At 46.6% G+C, this 22462-nt stretch carries 20 protein-coding genes and 3 pseudogenes; 10 read left to right on the forward strand and 13 right to left on the reverse strand.

Going from position 1 to position 22462, the window contains the following annotated elements; translation table 11 throughout:
* Nucleotides 1–67: 67 nt before the first annotated feature.
* The gene (locus G4V62_RS06505) at nucleotides 68–235 is read left to right on the forward strand and encodes a hypothetical protein (RefSeq protein WP_165200370.1); all 168 of its coding nucleotides are present in this window, start codon (nucleotides 68–70) and stop codon (nucleotides 233–235) included.
* A gap of 189 nt (nucleotides 236–424) precedes the next feature.
* Here the strand turns inward: G4V62_RS06505 and corA are convergent, their stop codons facing one another.
* The 3 genes from corA to G4V62_RS06520 all read right to left on the reverse strand — a co-directional run bounded on the left by corA (nucleotide 425) and on the right by G4V62_RS06520 (nucleotide 4001).
* Complete coding sequence (gene corA, locus G4V62_RS06510) at nucleotides 425–1384, reverse strand: magnesium/cobalt transporter CorA (protein WP_165200462.1); 960 nt, start codon at nucleotides 1382–1384, stop codon at nucleotides 425–427.
* A 136-nt stretch (nucleotides 1385–1520) separates the two neighbouring features.
* Entirely contained in the window at nucleotides 1521–2045 is a 525-nt protein-coding gene (locus tag G4V62_RS06515; RefSeq protein ID WP_165200372.1) for a GNAT family N-acetyltransferase, read from the reverse strand.
* 126 nt (nucleotides 2046–2171) lie between these two features.
* Nucleotides 2172–4001: a hypothetical protein gene (locus tag G4V62_RS06520; protein ID WP_165200374.1), complete on the reverse strand. Its 1830-nt coding sequence runs from the start codon at nucleotides 3999–4001 to the stop codon at nucleotides 2172–2174.
* 284 nt (nucleotides 4002–4285) lie between these two features.
* Here G4V62_RS06520 and G4V62_RS06525 point away from each other — a divergent pair, with 284 nt between their 5' ends.
* Nucleotides 4286–5512, forward strand: coding sequence for an MFS transporter (locus tag G4V62_RS06525; protein ID WP_246218293.1), 1227 nt, complete (start codon nucleotides 4286–4288; stop codon nucleotides 5510–5512).
* A 78-nt stretch (nucleotides 5513–5590) separates the two neighbouring features.
* Here G4V62_RS06525 and G4V62_RS06530 read toward each other — a convergent pair whose 3' ends face one another.
* Both G4V62_RS06530 and G4V62_RS06535 read right to left on the reverse strand, forming a co-directional pair.
* On the reverse strand, nucleotides 5591–6493 hold the full coding sequence (locus G4V62_RS06530) for a sugar phosphate isomerase/epimerase family protein (protein ID WP_165200376.1): 903 nt from the start codon (nucleotides 6491–6493) through the stop codon (nucleotides 5591–5593).
* Between the two features lie 347 nt (nucleotides 6494–6840).
* Nucleotides 6841–8358 carry an S-layer homology domain-containing protein gene (locus G4V62_RS06535; RefSeq protein ID WP_165200378.1) on the reverse strand — a complete coding sequence of 506 codons (1518 nt, stop codon included), beginning with the start codon at nucleotides 8356–8358 and terminating at the stop codon, nucleotides 6841–6843.
* Nucleotides 8359–8509: 151 nt separating this feature from the next.
* Here G4V62_RS06535 and G4V62_RS19780 point away from each other — a divergent pair, with 151 nt between their 5' ends.
* Nucleotides 8510–8815, forward strand: coding sequence for an MGMT family protein (locus G4V62_RS19780; protein ID WP_165200380.1), 306 nt, complete (start codon nucleotides 8510–8512; stop codon nucleotides 8813–8815).
* Between the two features lie 185 nt (nucleotides 8816–9000).
* Nucleotides 9001–9834 (forward strand): GNAT family N-acetyltransferase, encoded by an 834-nt coding sequence (locus G4V62_RS06545; protein WP_165200382.1) that lies wholly within the window; start codon nucleotides 9001–9003, stop codon nucleotides 9832–9834.
* 77 nt (nucleotides 9835–9911) lie between these two features.
* On the opposite strand, the pseudogene G4V62_RS06550 reads toward G4V62_RS06545, so the two are convergent.
* Nucleotides 9912–10148: pseudogene (locus G4V62_RS06550) on the reverse strand (ribosomal protection-like ABC-F family protein); the annotation flags it as partial.
* Nucleotides 10149–10276: 128 nt separating this feature from the next.
* Here G4V62_RS06550 and G4V62_RS06555 point away from each other — a divergent pair.
* Nucleotides 10277–10528, forward strand: coding sequence for an AbrB/MazE/SpoVT family DNA-binding domain-containing protein (locus G4V62_RS06555; RefSeq protein ID WP_376768284.1), 252 nt, complete (start codon nucleotides 10277–10279; stop codon nucleotides 10526–10528).
* A 3-nt stretch (nucleotides 10529–10531) separates the two neighbouring features.
* Entirely contained in the window at nucleotides 10532–10930 is a 399-nt protein-coding gene (locus tag G4V62_RS06560; protein WP_165200386.1) for a type II toxin-antitoxin system death-on-curing family toxin, read from the forward strand.
* Nucleotides 10931–10975: 45 nt separating this feature from the next.
* Here the strand turns inward: G4V62_RS06560 and abc-f are convergent, their stop codons facing one another.
* Nucleotides 10976–12595: a ribosomal protection-like ABC-F family protein gene (gene abc-f, locus G4V62_RS06565; protein ID WP_165200388.1), complete on the reverse strand. Its 1620-nt coding sequence runs from the start codon at nucleotides 12593–12595 to the stop codon at nucleotides 10976–10978.
* Nucleotides 12596–12805: 210 nt separating this feature from the next.
* A complete protein-coding gene (locus tag G4V62_RS20285) occupies nucleotides 12806–12937 on the reverse strand; it encodes a hypothetical protein (RefSeq protein WP_281358009.1) in 132 nt (43 codons plus the stop codon).
* Nucleotides 12938–13064: 127 nt separating this feature from the next.
* On the opposite strand from G4V62_RS20285, the pseudogene G4V62_RS06570 reads away from it, so the two are divergent.
* The 3 genes and pseudogenes from G4V62_RS06570 to G4V62_RS06580 all read left to right on the forward strand — a co-directional run bounded on the left by G4V62_RS06570 (nucleotide 13065) and on the right by G4V62_RS06580 (nucleotide 16833).
* A pseudogene (locus tag G4V62_RS06570) lies at nucleotides 13065–14761 on the forward strand (M3 family oligoendopeptidase).
* A 448-nt stretch (nucleotides 14762–15209) separates the two neighbouring features.
* A pseudogene (gene erm / locus G4V62_RS06575) lies at nucleotides 15210–16063 on the forward strand (23S ribosomal RNA methyltransferase Erm).
* Between the two features lie 32 nt (nucleotides 16064–16095).
* Nucleotides 16096–16833, forward strand: a complete 738-nt coding sequence (locus G4V62_RS06580; protein ID WP_165200390.1) for an MBL fold metallo-hydrolase — start codon at nucleotides 16096–16098, stop codon at nucleotides 16831–16833.
* Between the two features lie 69 nt (nucleotides 16834–16902).
* On the opposite strand, the gene arsC is transcribed toward G4V62_RS06580, so the two are convergent.
* The 3 genes from arsC to G4V62_RS06595 are packed head-to-tail and all read right to left on the reverse strand — an operon-like array spanning nucleotide 16903 to nucleotide 18992.
* Complete coding sequence (gene arsC / locus G4V62_RS06585; protein WP_165200392.1) at nucleotides 16903–17322, reverse strand: arsenate reductase (thioredoxin); 420 nt, start codon at nucleotides 17320–17322, stop codon at nucleotides 16903–16905.
* A gap of 15 nt (nucleotides 17323–17337) precedes the next feature.
* Nucleotides 17338–18645: an arsenic transporter gene (locus tag G4V62_RS06590; protein WP_165200394.1), complete on the reverse strand. Its 1308-nt coding sequence runs from the start codon at nucleotides 18643–18645 to the stop codon at nucleotides 17338–17340.
* Nucleotides 18646–18659: 14 nt separating this feature from the next.
* Nucleotides 18660–18992, reverse strand: a complete 333-nt coding sequence (locus G4V62_RS06595; RefSeq protein WP_312855443.1) for an ArsR/SmtB family transcription factor — start codon at nucleotides 18990–18992, stop codon at nucleotides 18660–18662.
* 195 nt (nucleotides 18993–19187) lie between these two features.
* Between G4V62_RS06595 and G4V62_RS06600 the strand changes: the two genes are divergently transcribed.
* The gene (locus tag G4V62_RS06600; RefSeq protein WP_165200400.1) at nucleotides 19188–19952 is read left to right on the forward strand and encodes an SDR family NAD(P)-dependent oxidoreductase; all 765 of its coding nucleotides are present in this window, start codon (nucleotides 19188–19190) and stop codon (nucleotides 19950–19952) included.
* 205 nt (nucleotides 19953–20157) lie between these two features.
* Here the strand turns inward: G4V62_RS06600 and G4V62_RS06605 are convergent, their stop codons facing one another.
* On the reverse strand, nucleotides 20158–21414 hold the full coding sequence (locus G4V62_RS06605) for an amidohydrolase family protein (RefSeq protein WP_165200403.1): 1257 nt from the start codon (nucleotides 21412–21414) through the stop codon (nucleotides 20158–20160).
* Nucleotides 21415–21590: 176 nt separating this feature from the next.
* A complete protein-coding gene (locus G4V62_RS06610; protein ID WP_165200406.1) occupies nucleotides 21591–22445 on the reverse strand; it encodes a GNAT family N-acetyltransferase in 855 nt (284 codons plus the stop codon).
* Nucleotides 22446–22462 lie beyond the last annotated feature (17 nt).

Here is a 22462-nt window from a genome sequence, read left to right on the forward strand (position 1 = left end):
TGGCTTCTATTCCTCCTTCCCCGACATACTCTATAGAGAGGTCGTACTCCGTGAGAGGAGGGGTGTCATGCCTGAGCTTCTTGTCACCATCGCTTGGATCATTATCGGTGCCTATGCAATATACCGTGTCGTCACTTTAGCAAATCGTACGGCGAAGCAATGGTTTCCAATCGCGTTTTATCTTGCCATTTTTGTCATTGCCTTGTCGTACGTGTGGCCCATCGTGAACAGTTAGATGAATTCAATAAAAAACCGTACCAAAAAAGCTGGCACGGTTTTTTAGCCTTCTTGCAGAGCAATGCTCGTTAGAAAAAGAGAGTGAAGAACTGCCTTAATCAAGTCGGCTGACAATGTTTTGGACGGTAGGGCACTTAAGAGGATAGCCTTGTCATACAAAAACAGACACATTAAGAGCCCACTGCACCTACTTAAAAATATCAAACCAGCCTTTTTTCTTAAAACGCCACAGCATCACTAGGACGATGACCACCATGACTGCTAAAGTCACAAAGTAGCCATAGTTGGTTTGTAATTCTGGCATATTGGCAAAGTTCATCCCATACACTCCGGCAATAAAAGTAAGCGGAATAAAGATCGTCGATACGATCGTCAGCGTCATCATAATTTGGTTCATACGGTTGGAGCTAATCGTCTGGTAGCTGTCGCGCATGTCCGACGTCATCTCACGGCTGGCATCGAGCAGCTCAGTCAATTTTAAGAGATGATCATGAATGTCGCGAAAATACGCTTTATGTAAATGAACGTGAGACAAACGTTCTAAATGAAGCATCCGATACAATAAATCCCGCATCGGTACAATCGTACGCCGCAGATGAAGGAGCTGATTGCGAATGTCAAACACTTCATCGATCAACGACCCGTAGGACATGTCATTAACGCTGTCTTCAATCTGGTCGAGGCGGTCTTCCATCCAGTACAAAATCGGAAAATAAGCATCGACAAGCTGGTCAACGATGCGATAAAACAGCATAGCGCTGCCTCCGCCTTTAAGGCTTCCTCCACCTTTGACCTGATCCCACAAACGATCGAGTACAGGCGAAGGATGGGCATGAACCGTAACGACAAAATGCTTTCCAACAAAGACATCGACTTCCTCGGCTGCCTTCGTTTTTTTATTCAGCGCGTGAAGGACGAAAAAATTGTAGTCGTCGTATGCATCAAGCTTTGGTCGCTGGAGATCGTTAAAGCAGTCTTCGATGGCAAGGGAGTGAAACTTAAACACACCTGCCATTAAAGCGGCTTCATCTGTACCGGGCGCCTCCATATCGACCCAATACCATTCGATATCGTCAGCCAACAAACGTTCGATCTCTACGTCGGTGAGCATCTGTCTCTTTTTTGTCATCGCCATCGTTTTCATCAGGCGCTCTCCTTCCGTTTTGTCTCCTGTTGTCACTTTGGCACGCTTGATCAAACGATAACGGTACCCTTTTGTATACGATTCCCATGAAGCAAGGAGAAAACTCCTGACTTAGAATTTTGACCACTGCTGTTGCCGTTTAGAGATCGATCCAGAAGCGGTGGATAATTACGCCCTCTTCTGTTTGTTCATCAGCGCTTCTGCGCCCGCCATTTTGTAAAATAGTGCGCTCAGACGCTACATTGTCAAAGTCACACGTAATGAGCACTTTTTTTAATCCTAAATTTTTTGCTTTTTCTAACGTAAGCGCCAGCATCGTTGTCGCATACCCTTTTCCTCTCGCGGAAGGGCGCAACCCAAAGCCGATGTGCCCACCGACACGTTCCAGATAAGGTGTCAGCTCATGACGAATGTTAACCGCGCCAAGCACTTGCTTCTCATCGTCAATCAGCCAATACGTTGACTGTGGCACGTGACCTTCAGGGAGCCCGCACCCTTTGGCTTGATCGTTCAGTTTCTTGACATAGTTTTGAAAATTGACTGGCTTTTCTTTTATAACCGAGGGAATCATTGGACGGCCACTATTTTCCCAATCGTAATAAAACTCGAGATACGCTTTTTCGAATGACACATCTGGTTGAATAAGCCTTACTTTTGTCAACATCATCAGCCCCTTTGCTTTCTCATATTGTAGACCCCTGTGAAGCAGCAGACAAGAGATATTCGCTTTTAATTAAGCGCACCCAAAAAGCCAGCATTCCCTGTACAACGGAATGCTGGGTGGATGTCTTTATTGGGCTGGCTCCGTTGCTTCCTCTTCTGCTGGTACTTCGCCTTCAGAGGTCGTTTCATCGTCTTCCGGTACAGCAAAGTCTTCCACCTGACCGAATTCGCCTTCTACGGTGACATTTGTTAACTCAGTCACGCTGAGTACATTTTCTGCAGTATCGATTGCTTTGACACGCACCGTGTCTCCTTCTTGAATAAAGACAGCTTCGGGTACTTTGCTGACGTCAACTTCTATGACTCTCTGTTCGCCGCGAATCAACATTTGCTTCAATGTATTGTTAAATGTTTGACTCATCCGGTACACTTCACCTTCAATCGTTTCCTCTTCCAGTACATCACTCGGCAAATAGTCATCCTGCCCGAGCTCCTGAGCGAGCATCTGTCGATAGCGATTAAAAGCTTCTTTTCTTGATTTTCCGCTCGCAATTTTTCCACTCTCTGCATGAACGAGCGCAATCTCACGCATTAAGCCATTTCCGTCGACAACGGGAACGACCCACGTGTAATTGTCATAGACAGAATACAGCACTGGCTGCTGCCCAATCCATTGCTCTCTTTGGAAAGACTTGTTGACGACTTCCTGTGCACCACGGGCATTGAGCAAGCCAGCCGACCCTGTGTAATAAACAAATTCGCCCGTGCTTGTATTCACCATCGAAAAACCAACCATCGTATTTGAGTCTTGGTTCGGGCGCATATGGTCAATCATCCAGTACAATTCGCCGTCGCTGCCGAGCACACCGATCATTTCATCTTCACTTGTCGGCTCGTGTACACCTTTTTTAGCAAACATTGAGTTCCAAAAACCATTGCGATATTTTCCGTACCATTTGGCGTAATCGAGTGCAATACTCGAATGCATCGCATTATCAACAAACGCCGGCTGTTCTCCTAGAGCATAATCTTGCATTTCTCCGGTCACTGCATCGACTAAAATGACCCCTTCTGCTTTCGGACCGGAGCGAAACAGCTCATAACGGGCATACGAATAGGCGTAATACGGTTTCCCGTCATCATCCGGTTCAAAGCTCTTGCCAATTAAAATGACGTCTTTATACTTCTGGCGAACGTGACGTTCCAGATTCTCTCCGAAGTAAGCACTCGGGATATATTTCATGTCGTAGTCACTGACAAGCTGCGCTTCAGCATTCGGATCTTCGGCACTCACCATAATGTAGCCAGGAGAGCTATCCGCCGACCACCACCGCCAAATGCTCGCATATTCGATAGGCGACACCCAGTAAAGTTCGTCATCAATCTTTTGGATCGACGACTCGCCCAAGTCATAGTAAGAATAGTTGTCGATATTCCCAAACACAATTTCCGATTTATAACGGGCGTACGAATAAGGTACGGAACGAACTGCTTCATCCGTCACCGATTCAATTTGCTTGTCACTCGGTTCAATTCCGCCTAATTGTGCCAATTCCTTGGCTTGTGTTAGTGGGAAAACGAGATGCATAAACAACAAACCTGCCAGCAGCATAAAGCCAAACGTGTTTAAAAATCCGTCGATACCTCGTTTGTGAAGTTTATGAGCGATCTTTTGCGACATCTCTGCCGCATCTTCTTCTTTCACTTCACCAAGTTTCACAAACGGTGTAATGATCAAATTCAGCGCAAAAACGTATCCAAAGGAGCTGAGAAAACCGCTCCACGTCCAATCAATCAGCAACAGATAGATCAATACGAAACTAACTACAAGCCCAATCACATAACGAACGAGCTGCGCCTTCCAAAATGAGCGCTCACGTCCGCTGATTGCCTTTTGCCAAGCCGATGGATAAACATTCAGGCAGACGAGCGCACCGAGCAGAATCCATAAAATCATCTTAGTCCCTCCATCAATAAATCCTTCTTCCATGCATACGAACCTTTTGTCAAAAAAGTTTCATGCACTTGCCCTGTTTTCCTACATCTTCTGATTCTCAATATACCCTTGTTATGGTACTCTTAAGTCATTCCTGCGACCACGTAATCGATTACATTTTTATCATATTCCATATTACAAAGCGTCATCTACGGCGTTTTGGTACTGCCAGGCTAATTTTTCTGTTTGCTCACTTGAAAAAGCAGCAATCTGTCGATCATATGGAACAGTATTGGAGGTTTCTGATGAAACATACGTTGACTACCCGCCAACTTCTGCGTTGGCGCATCGCCATGTACTTATATTTTGCATTACCAGGACTCGCCTTTTCTTCATGGATCGCTAGAACACCGACCATCCGTGATACTTTAGAAGCGTCTACGGCACAAATGGGCTGGATCATTTTCGGGTTGTCTTCAGGATCGATGGTTGGTCTGCTGTGTGCCAGCCAGCTCATCGCCAAGTTTGGCGGGCGCGCGATGTTACTGTTAGGATTAATTGTCTGTTCGACTGGACTATTTGTTGTCGGTATCGGCGGGTCCTTGATCCCATACAGCCTGCTTGTGTTTTTTGGATTAATGATTTTCGGCTTTGGCAATGGGCTTACCGATGTGACGATGAATGTAGAAGCAACGGCGATTGAACATACGGTGCAAAAATCCGTTTTGACGGGTTATCATGCCGCATTCAGTCTAGGCACGCTTGCCGGGGCATTGCTCGGGGCACTCGCCATCTGGCTCGACATTTCTGTGTTTGCACATGTCGGTATCACCGCCACGCTTCTCTTCATCGGGACAGTCTTTTTATCGCGCTATATTCCGTCTGGTACAGGGAAAGAGTCAAAAGCGGATGCAGACCAGCCTCCGATGACCGCGAAAGAACGACTGGAAGTTTGGAAAGACCCTCGTACGGTGATGATTGGCATTGTCGTCTTAGGCATGGCTTTTGCTGAAGGCTCAGCGAACGATTGGCTGCCGCTCATTATGGTTGATGGCTTCAATATGTCCGCAGAGAACGGATCAATCATTTTAGGGGTATTTTTAGGAGCTATGACGATCGGTCGGCTGACAGGGGATGGGCTATTAAATCGATTCGGCAGAGTCATTATGCTTCGCGCGACAGTATTATCTGCAGTCATCGGATTATCGGTCATGATTTTTGGGCACAGCGGTACGACGGCAGTAATCGGTGCGGTATTTTGGGGACTTGGCGCGGCGCTTGGCTTTCCGCTCGCACTGTCGGCAGCTGGAGATGACCCGCGCGGCCTCGCTGTTCGCGTCGCGGCCGTCTCAAGCGCTGGATATATGGCTTTTCTCGTCGGTCCGCCCTTTCTCGGCTTTATTGGCGATGAGATCGGTCTCGTGAATGCCCTGTTTTTCGTACTTGCTGCTGTTATTATGGCCGGTTTGTTCTCTCACGCCGTTAAACCTATTGGCGTAAGACAAAACATTTCAAACGATCGACCGATGTAACTCATGATTAAAAACCATCCATAAGAGGAGCGTACTTCCTCCAATATGGATGGTGTTTTCGTGAGATTGCTTACTTGATTAAACAGACTGTGTGCTGCTCTCTTTTTCCGGTGCTTCATTCCAGAAGCGGCGCACGTTGTCCATGCCGATTTTTGAGCCCTCAAACGGATGCTCCATGCCTTCAAATTCGATCGTTAAATAACCGTCATACCCTGAGTCCTTGATGAGACGAATGACTTGGCGAATCGGAATGTCACCATGCCCAACAATCGCACCCCGTAAGTAGTTCTCATTAACCGTGCGAATCCACGCACCACCGCCTGGATTTTCATAGAAAGGACGAATGTAAAAATCTTTGAAATGAACATTGACTGTTAGCGGAAGGTTTTTGCGCACGCCGACCAATGGGTCTTCATCTGCACATAAGAAGTTACCGACATCAAGCGTCGATCTAAAGTTTTCCCGATCGACCGCACGGATTACCGTCTGCACGCGGTCACTCTGCTGGACACTAAAGCCGTGGTTTTCAATCGTCGTCGTAATGCCATATTGCGCCGCATAATCCGCAATGCGCTGGGACCCTTCAACAATACGTGGTAAAAAGTCATTAAAATGATGGATCGTCATTTCATCCGGTGTCATGCGAAATGCCGTTACGTCATGGCGCATAAGCTTAACGCCAAGTCGATTGGCGACATCGACATGCTCTTTAATTCTGGCCACCTCTTCTTCATAAGCGGCATCATCTTCGTGAAGAAGATTTGCAAGAATCGAATAACAAGAAAGCTCGATCCCTTTCTCTGCGGCTCTTTCCTTCACTTGATCTGCTAAAGCGAAATGATCCACCAAAGTGAAGCCAAAAGGAACAATTTCCATATGCTCGCCGCCGTTTTCTGCTACCCAGTCGACCGCGTCTAAAATCGTCATTTCCTCATCACGAATCAAGCGAACAAGACTGTATGAGCTTAATCCTACTTTCATATCAATCACCCTTTTTATTGGTATTTTTTTCGTTATGTTACGAACGAGTAGCGATGGCGGTCAGATAAACCGCTTTCAAATATACCCTTTAAAAACGGAAATGCTTTAGCGTTAGAAGGGCTCCTATGTAACATAAAATATTGTCACCGTGATATTTCTAAACCGAAAGAACGCGCTACCAGAGAGAAACATCCACCACTATTACTTTTCGCTACACGAAAGAAGATTCCTTCAAATTTGTATTAAAACCTTTACAAACAATCACACCAAAAAGGATGACGACCGTTACTCGCCTTCACTTGAAAAAATCTAACAGTGAATCCCCATGCAGGCTAGCCTTACCACATCTATAAACCTGGCATCAATTCAGTCAATGTGCCGTCTTTATTCATTTTAGCTAACGGCAAGTTTCCGTCGCCGCCATTGATTCCGAAGTAGAGGGCGTGGTCAAATACGTACAGATCTCCAGGTTCAATGCCTTCGAGACGCGTTCGTTTTTCTCGTTCGGTCACCGAGAAGAGACGTAGATCTGCCATCGTTAAATCGCCAAACCAATCGCCGACGTAGTACGTTCCATCATTTGCATTGACCGCACTCAGTCTTCTTTCCTCTTCGTTCTTCACGTCAAATATTAAATCCATTTGCCCGGTGCTGTCCGCTGCATATAGAGATGCCTCATCCCGCAACAGAAGTTTGTTCTCACTCATCCCCGCTAAGTGATATTTGCTGGAAAACAGTTCAGTCTCTTCACTGCCGTCCATGCGCATGCGATGAAACTGATCGTCCTTTTCGTAAAACAAGTACGGCTTTGCAAGAACGTAGTTTTCTACGCCTTCAGCAAGCGTTTCGAGTGCAGTACCGTCCGCTTTCATTCGTCGTAATTGGGTGGGCTTGGCTTCCCAGCTTTCTAAGAAATAAAGCCACTCGCCAATTGCAGTGAGCTGGCTCGGCGTGCCTGAGAGGTTCGTATATTCAGCCGGCTCGCTGCCGTCTACGTTCATCCGATACAATCTCTCTTCTTTGTTCAGCGGGTTTTCCGAGACCATCGCAATCAAATACAGCTGATCGCCAATCACATTGATATCATTGGCGACGATGTCCCCTAGTCGCTCGTATTTCTTCGTGTCAATGTGCTGACGAACGAGGTGGCTTGCGTCAGGTGAAATGGTCGAATTGACAATGGGTGAAAAATATAGCCACTCGCCTTGCCGAGCCATTCGACCGTCATTTTGTAAATTGTTCGCCGTATTGCCATGCTCTTCCGCCCGGAACGCCGGATGGTCTACCCGTGCCAGCATTACAGCAAATTCAGCACGCGTGATACCTTCATCTGGGCGAAAATGTTGTCCAAACGACCGGTCGACAATACGACTCTCCGACATCGCCTGAATAGCTGCTTTGCCCCAATGTTCTAACGCATCTTCATAATCCGCAGCTTCTTGCTCGTATGATAACTCGCCTCCGAACGCTTTAGACAGCATACTCACTGCCTGCGCGCGGGTGACCACTTCCTGTGGACGAAAAGTGCCGTCCGGATAACCAGCGAGAATCTTCGCGTCACTTAATGCGCGAACGTCATCGTAAAAAGGGTCTGTTGTCTTTACATCAGAATACGGATTGTCGCCATTGACGTGAGTCACATCTTCAACCATATTAAACAGCCAGACCGCCGCCTGCCCTCGCGTCACAACACCATTTGGCTGAAACGCCTCTTCACTCGATACAACCTGTTGATTGATTAAGTGCTCGACTTCCTCTTGTGCCCAATGCCCATCAAGGTCTGCTGGCGCTGCATATACGTTGGGATGAAAAGCGACCATTGCAACAGATAAGATCATCAACGAAACGATGTGCCTAGCCTTCATGTCCTCTACCTCCTTTTTTCAAATTATAATACAGCCAGTTCGCCCCTACCATTTAGGATGCACGATCATTTTATTATTGGCTGCAAACTTCCCCCTATTTTCCAAAAACCAGTACAATAGAGAAAACACGAAAAAATGGAGGGGACAGTCTGTGACACCATTTACAGCCAAAGTCATCAACATCATTAAACAGATTCCTGAAGGCTACGTCATGAGTTACGGACAGATTGCAAAGGCAGCTGGTTCACCGCGCGGAGCGAGACAGGTCGTCCGCATTCTACACTCCATGAGCCAAAAGCATCGTTTGCCGTGGCATCGCGTCGTTAACATTAAAGGTGAAATCGCCATCAAAGATGATGAAGGGCAGTATACACAACGCGTCCTTCTTGAGGAAGAAGGCGTGACCTTTACAAACAAAGGGTGTGTCGATTTGCAGAGCCACAGGTTTGATATTTGATGGGGGCTTAGCTTTTTAATTCAAAAAGGTATGCGCGAACATCTCACCACATAACTTTGCTTAAAGTGGGAACCTCTCACTTCTATGACAATAGCAATCTTCCGTCTCCATGCGTGTGACTTCGGGCGAACACAAGGCTATGGAAAAGGTAATGAACATAAGAGCTTTTAGGAGGTAATGAACATATGATTTCAGAATTAACGAAAAGTGATTTTCATAAATGTCTAGGAATCATCAATGAACAAGGACAAATAGAGGCGAGAGCAATTATTGCTGGAATCAATCCAGGGCGTATCTTTGTAGATCATACGACTACACCTACATCGGGGCTGATTTGGTTAGGCAATCACGATGGCTTTATATTTATTGGCGATGAAAGTAATGCGGCATTCAACGAAGAAATCAACGCTTTTATTGACGATGTAATCATGCCAGAAGCAAAGAGCTTAGGGTTAAAATGGTTTGAAGCGATCGGCAATCATGAGAAATGGAATGCCACGATCGAAAAGTTATTTACCCATCGCCAATTAGGCAGTTGGCTTCAAAAAGTATATATGTTAAAAGAAAAGAATGATCAACATAAAATAGAGCCTGTACTTGAATCAGAATATACAGTTCATCAAATGACAAAGTCTCTCTATGAAAACAAAGATAATTCAATAAAGAACATTGCATTTCTACACGAAAAAATATTAGCGTTTTGGTCAACACCCGATCGTTTTTTTAGGGAGGGGAACGGCTATTGTATTATTTATAAAAACGACATTGTGAGTGTCTGTTTTTCAGGTTTTGTATTTGAAAATATACATTGCATAGATATTGAAACTTTAGAAGTTCACCAAGGTAAAAAACTGGCGCAATCGATCGCCCACCATTTTGTAAAGAATTGTTTTGAAAATCATTTGGTTCCATACTGGGATTGTATGGACGCCAATAAGCCGTCCGTTGCAGTCGCTGAGAATATGGGCTTTGTCAATACTTTTAACTACACAGGATATGATTTTTCATTTGAACACTAGGCGGTAAAACAAGGGCAAAGGGAAATGATGAAAGCGGAATGGACGAAGCACTCCCCTGTCCATTCCGCTTTCTTTTCTTAAGGCGTCAGCCGCTTCTTCCGCGCGTACGAGTACCCGCCTTCATACCGTGTCAACACGCCGTCTTCCAACCAATACGTAACCGGAAACATATGCTCAAGAAAATACCTGTCGTGGGAGACAGCGATGATCGTCCCTTCAAAAAGGGCAAGTGCCTCTTCCAGTACTTCCTTTGAATCAATGTCGAGGTGGTTCGTCGGCTCATCGAGCACGAGCAAGTTGTGTTTTTCGTTCAGCTGTGAAAATATTTCCTCAACATATGAACAAAATTCATGTTATTATCGTTATAACAGTAATAACCAATTACGGATGTATGATTTTACTGGTTTTTAAATATACTGCTAAGGAGGGACTCATTTTGGCGGTGAAACAAGTGCAAAGGAAAATCATTCAGGTTGGAAATAGCGACGGTGTTTCTTTACCAAAAGAGGTGTTAAATCACCTCGACGCGCAAAAAGGTGATGTGGTCTCGTTCTCCCTTGAAGAGAACGGAAGAGTGACGTTTAAGAAACACGAATCATATCAAATTGATGGAATTACATCAGAATTCTTAAAAGATGTTGAAAGTGCGATTGAAGACTATGATGAAATGCTCAGGAATTTAGCCAATAGGTAAGCGATGACCAAATATTTGAACGCAAAACAGATCATTACAATCAATGCCATGTTAATTAAGCAGCACACACCTTCTGAACAAATAGGCGTTAAAGACCCAGCAATGCTAGAATCAGCCATCCACCGACCGATGCAAACTGCTTTTGAACAAGATGCATACCCTTCTATTTATGAAAAAGCAGCGGCGCTTTTACAAAGTTTAAATCAAAACCATCCTTTTTATAACGCAAATAAGCGAACCGCCTTCATTGCAACACTCATATTTTTAAAACAGAATCAAATTCATTTTCATCCTCACCCCGATGATGCAGAAGATTTTCAAGTTTATCTTACAACGGCAAAACCAGCTTTTGATGAAATCGTCACTTGGATTCAAGAAAACGCTAGCCCCTTACACACATGAAAGCGGAATGGACGAAGCACTCTCTGTCCATTCCTCTTTCTTTTCTTAAGACGTCAGCCGCTTCTTCCGCGCGTACGAGTATCCGCCTTCATACCGTGTCAACACGCCGTCTTCCAACCAATACGTAACCGGAAACATATGCTCAAGAAAATACCTGTCGTGGGAGACAGCGATGATCGTCCCTTCAAAAAGGGCAAGTGCCTCTTCCAGTACTTCCTTTGAATCAATGTCGAGGTGGTTCGTCGGCTCATCGAGCACGAGCAAGTTGTGTTTTTCGTTCATGAGTTGAGCGAGACGGAGGCGCATGCGCTCACCGCCGCTTAAATCGCCAACCTTTTGAAACACATCCGGACCGTAAAATAAAAATTTGGCTAAAATATGGCGCGCCTCGCCTTCAGTCACCGTGATTTTGTCGCGAAATTCCGCCAGCACCGTATTGTCGTCATCCAGCTCATCCATGTGCTGGGACAAGTATCCTGCCTGTAGTCGACTGCCAGTCTGAACGAGCCCACCGTCCGGCTGAAGCCGGCCGCGAACGATATTGAGTAACGTCGATTTCCCGCTCCCGTTAGCGCCGACGATGGCGACACGCTCTTGGAAGCGAACATGCAGAGACGCTGCTCGTAAAATCTCGCGGTCCCCATAAGCGTGCTGCACATCTTCGAGCACGAGCACATCCTTCCCGCTACGCTCGCTATGATCAAATGTGCCGTCAATCGCTTTTTGCAATACGGGCTTTTTCACTTTTGTCATCCGCGCGAGCGCTTTTTCCATGCTCTTCGCCTGCCGGTGCATGCTTGCATTCGGCGGATTCGCCCGGTTTGCCCAATCTTTCAAACGCTTAATCGTCTCCCTCATTTTCTTTATCTTCTTCTGCTGATCTTCGAATTGTTGAAATTCCCTCAGCAACCTCGCCTCTTTTTCCTTTACGAAGCCCGAGTAATTGGTCGAATACACAATGAGTTCGCCTTGGTCAATCTCAAAAATCTTTTGCACCGTGTCATCGAGGAAATAACGATCGTGCGAAATAATGACAACCGTTCCTTCGTAATTTTTTAACCACTCAGCCAGCCATTCGATCGCCGGCAAATCAAGATGGTTGGTCGGTTCGTCAAGCAGCAGTAAACCAGGGCGCGCGAGCAGTAAGCGACCTAAGCCGACCTTCGTCCGTTCTCCCCCACTCAATGCTCCCCACGTTTTCTCAAGCAGTTCACTCATATCCAACCCGGCGGCAACGCGTCTGACTTGCGCATCCATTTCATAGCCGCCCTCCTGCATAAAGCGCTCCTGCAATTCACCATACGTTTTGAGCTGTTTTTCCATTTGTGCAGACGGGGTCGCCAACGTCGTTTCCAATGCTTCCATCTGCTTTTTCAAGTTCGTCAGATGCGCAAACACGCGCTGCAGCACATCATACACAGGCGTATCGTCGTCTTCGTCCGGCATTTGCGCAAGCAAGCCGACGCTCATCCCCTTCTTCCACGACACCGTGCCGCTCGCTGGCTGTGCTGTCCCTGCCATTAGCTGTAATAGTGTTGTTTTCCCTTCACCATTTCGTCCAATCAAACCAATCCGTTCGCCTTCCTGAATTTCACAGGAAAGGTCGGTAAAAATCGTCTCTGCACCAAAGGTTTGCGTCACTTTCTGTACACTGCATGCAATCATTGCGGTTTCCTCCATTTGCTTTTTAGCAAAAGACCGCTGCCTTCAGAACGAAAGGACGGCTTTTTTGTTCAAGCCGAGCTCCTTCGTTGGATATGAACAAAGTTTTCCACTAAAAAAATGCACAAAAAAGACGCCTGAAGAATCAGCCGTCCCATACGAGTCACTTCATTGAAGCGACCGTTATTCCGTTCGTGGGGCAGATGTCTCTTACTAGATTTTTTCCAACATTTGGTTTTCAAAAAGGGCATACGTATCCTGTTGAACACCAACTGTTGAAAAAATCGCACGACGAATGTACAAAAATGCTTCAAATGCCGTCATGCCAAATCCAGTAAACATCATCTCCCCACCTCCTTCTAATGAATTATCTTTATTGTACACAGCTCTTCACGCTTCCGCAAGAGCAGGATAATCGCTTTCTAAAGGCGAAAAAAAGGAAAGAGGTTTATTTTGAAAGGAGCGAACACAAATGACGACATTTCAAGACATGCAGTACGAACGACTCGATAAAGAGAAAATTGCCACTACGTGCACGCGCATTACAGAAGCCTTTAAAAAAGCGGCCAGCTTAGAGGAACAGGATCGGCTCATGACCGAGATGAACGACTTGCTCAATCATGTCGACACCCAGCAAAACCTCGTTTACATCCGGCACTCGATCGACACGAATGATGCATTTTATAAGCAAGAGAAGGCGTACTTAGACGACCTCATGCCCGAGCTTGAGGAATATTTTAACGCGTATGAGCAAGCGCTCGTCACTGCTACATATCGGCGTGCGCTTGAAGAAAAATGGGGAAAACAGCTCTTTCGCCTCGCTGAAGTGAAGACGAAGACGTTTCATCCCGACATCATCCCCGAGCTTCAGCAGGAAAACAAGCTGACGACAGAATATGCTCAGCTGATCGCGTCGGCGAGCATCCCCTTCAAAGGAGAAGAGCGCACGCTAAGCCAACTCGCACCATTGAACAGGACAAAGACCGGAGCGTACGCCAAGCGGCAGTGAAGGCGCGGACAGACTTTATGTCGCAGCATGAAGCACAGCTTGATCGCATTTACGATGATCTCGTCAAAGTGCGGACGAAAGCCGCACAAAAGCTCGGCTACAGCAACTTTATTGAGCTTGGCTATGCCCGGATGGAACGTACAGATTACAACGAGGATATGGTCAAAGTGTTTCGAGATCAAGTAAAGGAATACATCGTCCCCGCCGTCCAAAAGCTAAAAGCACGCCAGCAAACAAGAATCGGTGTCGACACGCTGATGTTTTACGACGAGAGTTTTGAGTTTACATCCGGCAATCCGACCCCGAAAGGCGATCCTGAGTGGATTTTGCAGAATGGCGAGAAGATGTATGAAGAGCTGTCTGAGGAAACGGACACCTTTTTCAAGTTTATGCGCAAGCGCGGACTACTCGATGTGCTAAGCCGGAAAGGGAAAGAAAGCGGCGGCTACTGTACATACATTAACAACTACCAATCGCCGTTTATTTTTGCCAATTTTAATGGGACGGCCGGTGACGTCGACGTCTTGACTCATGAAGTGGGCCATGCGTTTCAAACGTTCCAGAGCCGTGACTTGAATATTCCGCAATACCAGTTTCCGACGTCGGAGGCGGCCGAAATTCATTCGATGAGCATGGAATTTTTCGCCTGGCCGTGGATGAAGCTGTTCTTTAAAGAAGACACGGAAAAATATAAATTCAGCCATCTTGCCTCAGCATTGACTTTTATCCCATACGGCGTCGCTGTCGATGAGTTTCAGCATATCGTCTATGGGCAGCCGGACTTAACACCTGCACAGCGAAAAGCAGCGTGGCGCGAGCTGGAAAAAACGTACCTTCCGCACCGAGATTATGGTGACAACGCGTACTTAGACAAGGGCGGTCTCTGGCAACGGCAGCTGCACATTTACGAAATTCCTTTCTATTACATCGACTATACGTTGGCGCAAATTTGTGCCCTCCAGTTTTGGAAGCGAATGAATGACGATCGTGACGCGGCTTGGCAAAGCTACCTTAACTTATGTAAATTGGGCGGAAGCCGCTCCTTCCTTGAACTCGTTCAAGCGGCGGATCTGACGTCGCCTTTCGAACAAGGCTGTGTGTCCGCCATTTTAAGCGATATTGAAGCATGGCTTGACCACGTGGACGATCAAGCGCTCTAAAAAAGTACGCAAATTTCTAAAGAACCCTTGACGCTTTATCTTTTTTCTGCGTATGATAACTGTATTAAAAAACCATTTGAGGAGGAATAAAAAGGGTGTTTACTGTGCGGTTGCGTTTCCCTACTTTGAACCAGTAATTTCATACGTTCAAAGGCTCTGCCTGTGCTAGCAGAGCAAACGGGATCAGTCTGCCCTTTTATCGATACCTCACAAACAATCACTTTATAGATGAGATGAGAGAGAAAGGTGGCTTATGCTGCCTTTCTTTTTTGTGTTTCATTGTTACCCTTTCCGAAATTGCATTGACGACGACAGCGTAGAGGCAGCATGTCGTCTCACCCATGATCGATGGGGGGATTTAATCGTCAACACCATCATTGACTTCCTTTTTGCTCTTCTGTCACAGGCAGAAGTCCTGTGATTTTAAGACAGAAAGGAAGAGCATGTAATGACAAAGAAAAAACATCGGTACAGCAACAAAAAGCTGAGTAGAGGCGAACCTCCTAATTTTTCGGGTCAGCATTTGATGCATCATGTGCCGACCATACGTGAAATCATTCGGCAAGCAAGCGTGCAACAAGGCGATACTGTGCTTGAACTCGGGGCGGGTACAGGCGCATTAACCATCCCGTTAACGAAAAAAGCACAGCGCGTCATCGCCGTCGAATATGATGACACGTTCGTTCAAAAGCTTAAGGAGGAGACAGCACACCTGCCCAACCTTCAAATTGTCAAGCAAGACATTTTGCAATTTCGACCGCCAAAGAAGCCATTTGTTGTCGTCTCAAACATCCCGTACGCGATTACGACCCCGATCATGAACCTGTTGCTCGCGCCGCAGGCAACCCAGCTTAAAAAAGGTGTTATTGTCATGGAAAAAGGCGCGGCAAAACGGTTTACGTCGCGCATGATAAAAGATGCTGATGTCCTTCTCTGGCGCATGCGATTTAATCTTAGGTATGAGCGTGATATTTCAAGGCACGTGTTTTCACCGCCACCCCGCGTTGATTCGGCACTATTGTCGATTCAGCGAAAGCAAAAAGAGCTCGTTGCACCAGGACAGCTCGGTCCCTTTCTTGGGCTCGTTCAAGAAGCATTACGGCAGCCAATGGCACCGTACGAGTACGCACTCCGCCGCATCTTCACACCACCACAGCTGAAGATGCTGCGAAAAAAGCGCGGTTGTCTTCTGCTACGCCAATCGGGAAGCTAACCGAAGAGCAGTGGCACATCGTCTTCCAAACGATGATTCATTACGTGAAACGCCCGCTTTGGCCTCGGGCAAAAAAGAAGCCGTTTTAATAGATCAAACCAACATTCAGGAGGACACATCAATGAAACCGTATCGCTTATTACCAATCACATTTACAAACAATGGTGCACTAGAGACGATCACACCAGTCCTGCTCTCCACTGGCAATGAACACATTCTCATCGACTGTGGATACCCCGGCTTTCTGCCCAGATTGGAAGCTGCGGTACAAAAACACGACGTCTCGTTTCAAACCATCACAAAAGTAATCGTCACGCATCACGATATTGACCATATCGGGACACTCGCATCCATCAAGCGTGCATATCCACACTTTGAGATCATTGCGACAGAAGAAGAAGCTCCTTATCTCGACGGGACAACAACGTCCTTGCGCCTCGAGCAGGCGCAAGCCTCGTACGGTCAGTTACCGGAAGATATGAAGCCGTGGGCAGACCAGTTTATCCAATCATTAAAGGCCATTGAACCAGTACCAGTCGATCAAACCATCTCCACTGACGAACGCTTACCTTGGTGCGGTGGGATCGAGATTATCCCAACCCCAGGACATATGCCACATCACATCTCGATATATCTCCCTGCAACGAAAACATTGCTCGCAGGTGATGCCGTCGTGATCGAAGCTGGCGAACTCAACATCGCCAACCCACAATTCACGATGAATATGGAGGAAGCCATCCACTCTGTCCGACGCCTGCGCGACTTAGAGATTGATGAGCTCATCTGTTATCATGGCGGGCTTTATCAAGGGGATGTAAAAGAAGCATTGCAACAGCTTTTAGATCAATATAGTAAGTAAACACGCAAAAAAGCCACCACGCCGCTGCCAAGTGCAACGCGTTGGTGGCTTTCTAATTAAAAAATACCGTCACTCACCTGTCTCCGCAAACGCCTTGATCCGCTTCCCGATCTCGTCGCGCACCCTTTGAAACACTTGCCACTTCTCGTCATCGGTACCGGTCGCTTTCGCCGGATCGTCAAATCCCCAATGGACGCGTTTCACGTGTGGCGGGGTCATCGGACATTTTTCCTCCGCGTCGCCGCAAAGGGTGACGACCAAATCGGCCTCTTTTAACAAATCTGTGTCAATGACATCTGACGTTTGCTGTGAAATATCAATGCCTACTTCCTGCATCGCCGTCACCGCTTTCGGGTTCAGCCCGTGCGCTTCGATTCCAGCGCTATAGACGTCCCATTCGGCACCAATGTAGTGCTTGCCCCACCCTTCCGCCATTTGGCTGCGACAAGCATTGCCAGTACACAAAAAATACAGCTTTTTCTTCGTCATCAAAACACCTCTTTTTTAAGTAAGTACGTTTAACGCTAAAAGCCAGAGATATAGACCAATTAATGTGATCAATAAAACAGGAATGGTAATCACAATGCCAGTCTTAAAATATGTCCCCCAGGAGATTTTCACACCTTTATTGGACAAGACGTGAAGCCAGAGCAACGTCGCGAGTGATCCAGTCGGCGTGATCTTCGGCCCTAAATCCGCTCCGATCACATTCGCATAAATGAGCGCCTCTCTCGTCAACCCTGCCGTATCGGTCGCACCGATCGCAATCGCATCGATGAGCACGGTCGGCATATTGTTCATCACCGAGGACAAGCCAGCCGCCAAAAAGCCCATCCCTACCGTTGCCGCAAGCAAGCCGGCACTCGCCATCTCTTCAATCAGGCTAGACAGCACGTCCGTTAAACCAGCATTTCGCAAGCCGTAGACGACGACATACATCCCAATGGAGAAAAACACAATATTCCACGGCGCGCCCTGCAGCACCGTTTTCGCCGAAACGGTCGGGCTTCTTTGTGCCCGCACTAAAAATAGCACGGCAACCAGTCCGGCAATGAACGACACCGGGATGCCGATCCATTCGCTCGCTAAGTAGCCAACGAATAACAACGACAGCACAAGCCATGAAAGACGAAACAAATGAATATCGCGAATCGCTTCGGCAGGTTGTTTTAAGTGCGATAGGTCGTATGTTCGCGGAAGCCGCTTGCGGAAATAGACAAAAAGCACAATGACACTCGCCGCGATTGAAAAGAGGTTCGGAACGATCATCACTGTCGCATATTCAATAAAGCCAATCCCGAAGTAATCTGCGGAAACGATGTTGACTAAATTGCTGACGACAAGCGGCAGCGAAGTCGTATCCGCGATAAATCCACTTGCGATAACAAACGGAAACACGATCCGCTCTTCAAAGCGAAGCGCCCGCACCATCGCCAGTACGATCGGTGTTAAAATCAAGGCTGCCCCATCATTCGCAAAAAAAGCCGCAACGAGCGCACCTAAGAGACACATGTATACAAACATCAACAGTCCCTTTCCCCGTGCCGCACGTGCCATATGGAGTGCCGCCCATTCAAACAGGCCAATCTCATCCAAGATAAAAGAAATAATAATAATTGCGATAAAAGTCAGCGTCGCATTCCAGACAATTCCGGTGACATCGACGACATCGCCCATATCGACGACGCCGAAAAGTAAGGCGAGCACTGCACCGCCACACGCTGACCAGCCAATATTTAAGTTTTTCGGCTGCCAAATGACGAAAACCAATGTGAGTAAAAATATAATACATGCGAGTATGGCTGAACTCAAAGGCAAAAACTCCTTTACGAACAATTCATTGGCTGCGCCCGTGCCAACAATTGCTGAACTTCAGGTGCATTCGTATCTAAGTGGAACAAGATTTTCTGTACAAGCTCGACCTGTTCTGAAGCGGGATTCACCTGATAAAACCGCCATTGTCCTTGTCTTCGCTCCGTCACGAAGTCAAATGCTTTAAGCTTCTTCAAATGCTGACTGACCGCTGGCTGGCTCATTTGAAACATCTCGACCAGCTGACAGACACAATACTCCTGCTCAGACAAGACCTTCATCATCAGCAGTCTCGTCGGATCACCGAGTACTTTTAAGCTGCTCGCGACTTGATCAACTGTATTCACAAGCATCAATCCTCCTCCGGTTCATTATATAACTAAAACTTTATATAAGTAAATGGTTATATTGTATTTTGTCGCTTTCCCCTCCATTCGTCGCCCGTCCATTGACCTAACACACTCATCGTTGTCATCGCTCTATAACGCCTCTACAATGAAATTGATCAAAAAAACTGATAATAGAAAGGAGAAGACGATCACATGGAAGGAAAAGTCGTTCTGATCACAGGCGGTGCAGGTGGTATAGGTATGGCGACGGCGCAATTGTTTTTAGACAATGGTGCTAAAGTCGCGCTCGTCGATATTAACGAAGCGGCGCTCGAGCAAGCCAAAGCGGCATTAAAAGGAACGAGTGACGATGTCACAGTGATCCAGGCTGACGTCACCAAGGAAGCTGACGTTGAAAATTACGTGAAACAGACTGTAGACACCTTCAGAAAAATCGACGTCTTTTTTAACAACGCCGGCATCAACGGACCGGCGAGAGAGATGACAGATTTGGAAAAAGAGACGTTTGACACGATTATGAGCATTAATACGACGGGTGTTTTTTTAGGAATGAAGCACGTGATACGCCAGATGAAAACGCAAGGCTACGGCAGTATCATTAATACCGCCTCCAACGCTGCATACATCGGCTCACCGGGAATGGCCGGCTATATCGCCTCAAAGCACGCCGTTGCCGGACTGACAAAGACCGCCGCACTGGAAGCCGCAGGAAGCAACATTCGCGTCAACGCCGTCGCCCCTGCCGCCATTGATACACAAATGCTCGTCGACATTCAAAACAATCTGTCTCCAGGACAGCCTGACGTCTCCGGCGAAGCCATCAAGCAAGGCATCCCCTTCCGCCGTTTTGGCGCACCCCAAGAAGTCGCAGAAATCGTCCTATTCCTGGCCTCCGATAAAGCATCGTTTGTCACCGGCTCCCTTTACAACGTTGACGGCGGTATGCAAGCCGATTAATGAAAGCGTTTAAAAAAGCGATCTGTCTGAGACGATCGCTTTTGCATTTGCTTATATAAAAAGAGACTCCACTACAAGGACAGTCTCCGCTGCGTTCAACCCCGTTTACACGACTTAAGATTTCCACGAGTGCAATTCCTCCGTAAAAAAGACACGAGACTAATCTCTCGTATCTCCTTTTCTCAATTCACTAACATTCATGAGCTTACTTGTGTAAATAGTGTAAAAAACCTTCGGCAATTTGCTGATAACGGCTTACAACCTTTTCTTCGTCTACCGTCACGAGTTTTCTATCTTTCATGATCCACTTGCCGTCAATCATGACGTGCTGAACTGAATCACTTTTACTGTAAAACAATACATTATAAAGGTTCGTCGAAAAGTTCACATCGTTCAGCAGTGGCTCTAGGTCTGAATCTTTTTTAATAAAAGCCAAGTCCGCTTTATAACCTTCTTTAATCTGCCCTATACGATCCTGTAATTGATACGCCTTTGCGCCATTTACAGTGGCCATTCTAAAAATATCTTCGGCAGCATATTTGTTCACACGGTGATTGATCTTTAATAGGTAGTAGGTTAGTCTCATTAACTCCCATACATCTGTGTGCGAGTAATCCGTACCTAAACAAACATTCACACCTTTTTCAAGCATACGATGAACATTGGCCACCCCTGCGCCTGTATCCAAGTTTGACAGGGGACAATGGACAACAGAACTCCCAGATGCAGCGACTACATCGATGTCTTTTTCGGACATATATACACAATGAAAAAGAACTGTTTTGTCATCAAGTATATCCATTTCATGATAAAGGTCGATACTTGATTTACCGAATTTCGATGAAACGATATTTGCTCTCCATTCATTTTCCAAACAATGTGTCATCATCAAAGGATGATACTGATCCTTGATGCCCTTCACACGAAGCAATTCATCATGAGTCATATCCTCTTCTTCTAATAAGTGTGACCCAAACAAGATATTCCCATCCGTTTGATGATGATAATCACCGATGTCCTCATATGTATCAATGATTCCTCTAATGCCAATCTCGTTCATTCCCTCACTTAATAATTGAGGCGTCTTCGGGTCAGAATCACTGACAAAGCTCACACCACTTTTAACCATGTCCATGTAGCTTTTTTGCGCAAGATACACAAAGTCTTGTTCTGACAATTCATGATCCAAGTAATCAAACAGCGCTTGTTGTATTTTTCCTTGATCTGTATCATTACACCAATCTTGCAGCGGCATTTCTTTCATTAAACCTTTGGCTAGAGGAGAATAACTGTGAAAATGGGCATTGATTAGGCCTGGAATGACTAAATAATCCTCGCAGTCCATAGACTCCTCTTGATCTCCGTGACTTACATCAAAACTGATTGTATTGCTTTTGATTGAAAAGTCTCGCGTTTCAAATGACATATCTTCATTTAAAAAGGTGACGTTTTTCAGTCTCATCACGTGCCCTCCTTCTTCTTGTGCCGAGTTTATTGAACACATTCATTGATTGCGCTACCTACGACTGAACGACCTGACGCTCCAAAGCGATGCATGCCTTTCAGGCTACGCGTTCACATGTGCTTCAACGTGAGGGTTTTCTCGGTTAAATAGCATCGTTCTCACCTACACGTTTTTTATATCCCTGAACGATAATGCACAGAATCACAAACCGCTTTGTAGCCAATGTTCTGGTAAATGTGGTTGCTTGTCGGGTTGGCAAGGTCGGTGTAAAGCACACAATACGTGTAGCCGAGATCAAGCATTTTCTGACTCAAAGCGGCGACACAAGACGACGCGTAGCCTTTGTTTCTTCGTTCGGGCGGGGTGTAGACGAGGCTGATGGTGATGCTATTGGCGGTCGGGCGGGCAGCCTTTGCCATGGATACCGGGACGCCGCCAACTTCCCAAAAGTACAACTCGCCTTCTTCGTAGCTTCTTTGGACAATCTCTTCTGCCTCTTTTTGCGTCGTCTCATCGATCTTACTCGCAAAATCGTACGTCCATTTGGCGGCGAGAGGCAATTGTGTCTGCCCCACTTTGACGAGCGTGCCTGCGCCTGGCTGAGGGTTGACCGTTTCTAGCTCGTAAATGCGCTGGTTCATCGCGAGCGACAGTTGTTGCCCCGTTCGCTCTTTCCATTGTTCAGCAAGCTGATCTGTCAACGGTCGGGGACCGACAAAACCGGGGATTTCCCGACCGCTCTGAAGAAGGACCTTTACGGCGTGATCGAGCGCTTCTCCTGTGACTGCTGCGTCACCACTAGCCACAACGGCATTTTTGCTGCTTAACAAAATGAATAGTACCGGCGCCTCTTCATCTGTTTGTACGCGCCAGCACCCTAAAGCAAGCGACGGCTGCCCGACAGCTTCCTGTTCAACTGCCCTTTGTGCCAAGCCAAGCATCAAGCTATTAACCGCTTCCTCCCGTTCTAAAAACACTTGATTGTCCTGCAAAAAAGACGTTGCGCCACGATACGACTTCACCTTCATCTCGATTTCCTCCCCGC

The organism is Litoribacterium kuwaitense (assembly GCF_011058155.1).
Classification (GTDB): Bacteria; Bacillota; Bacilli; order Bacillales; family DSM-28697; genus Litoribacterium; species Litoribacterium kuwaitense.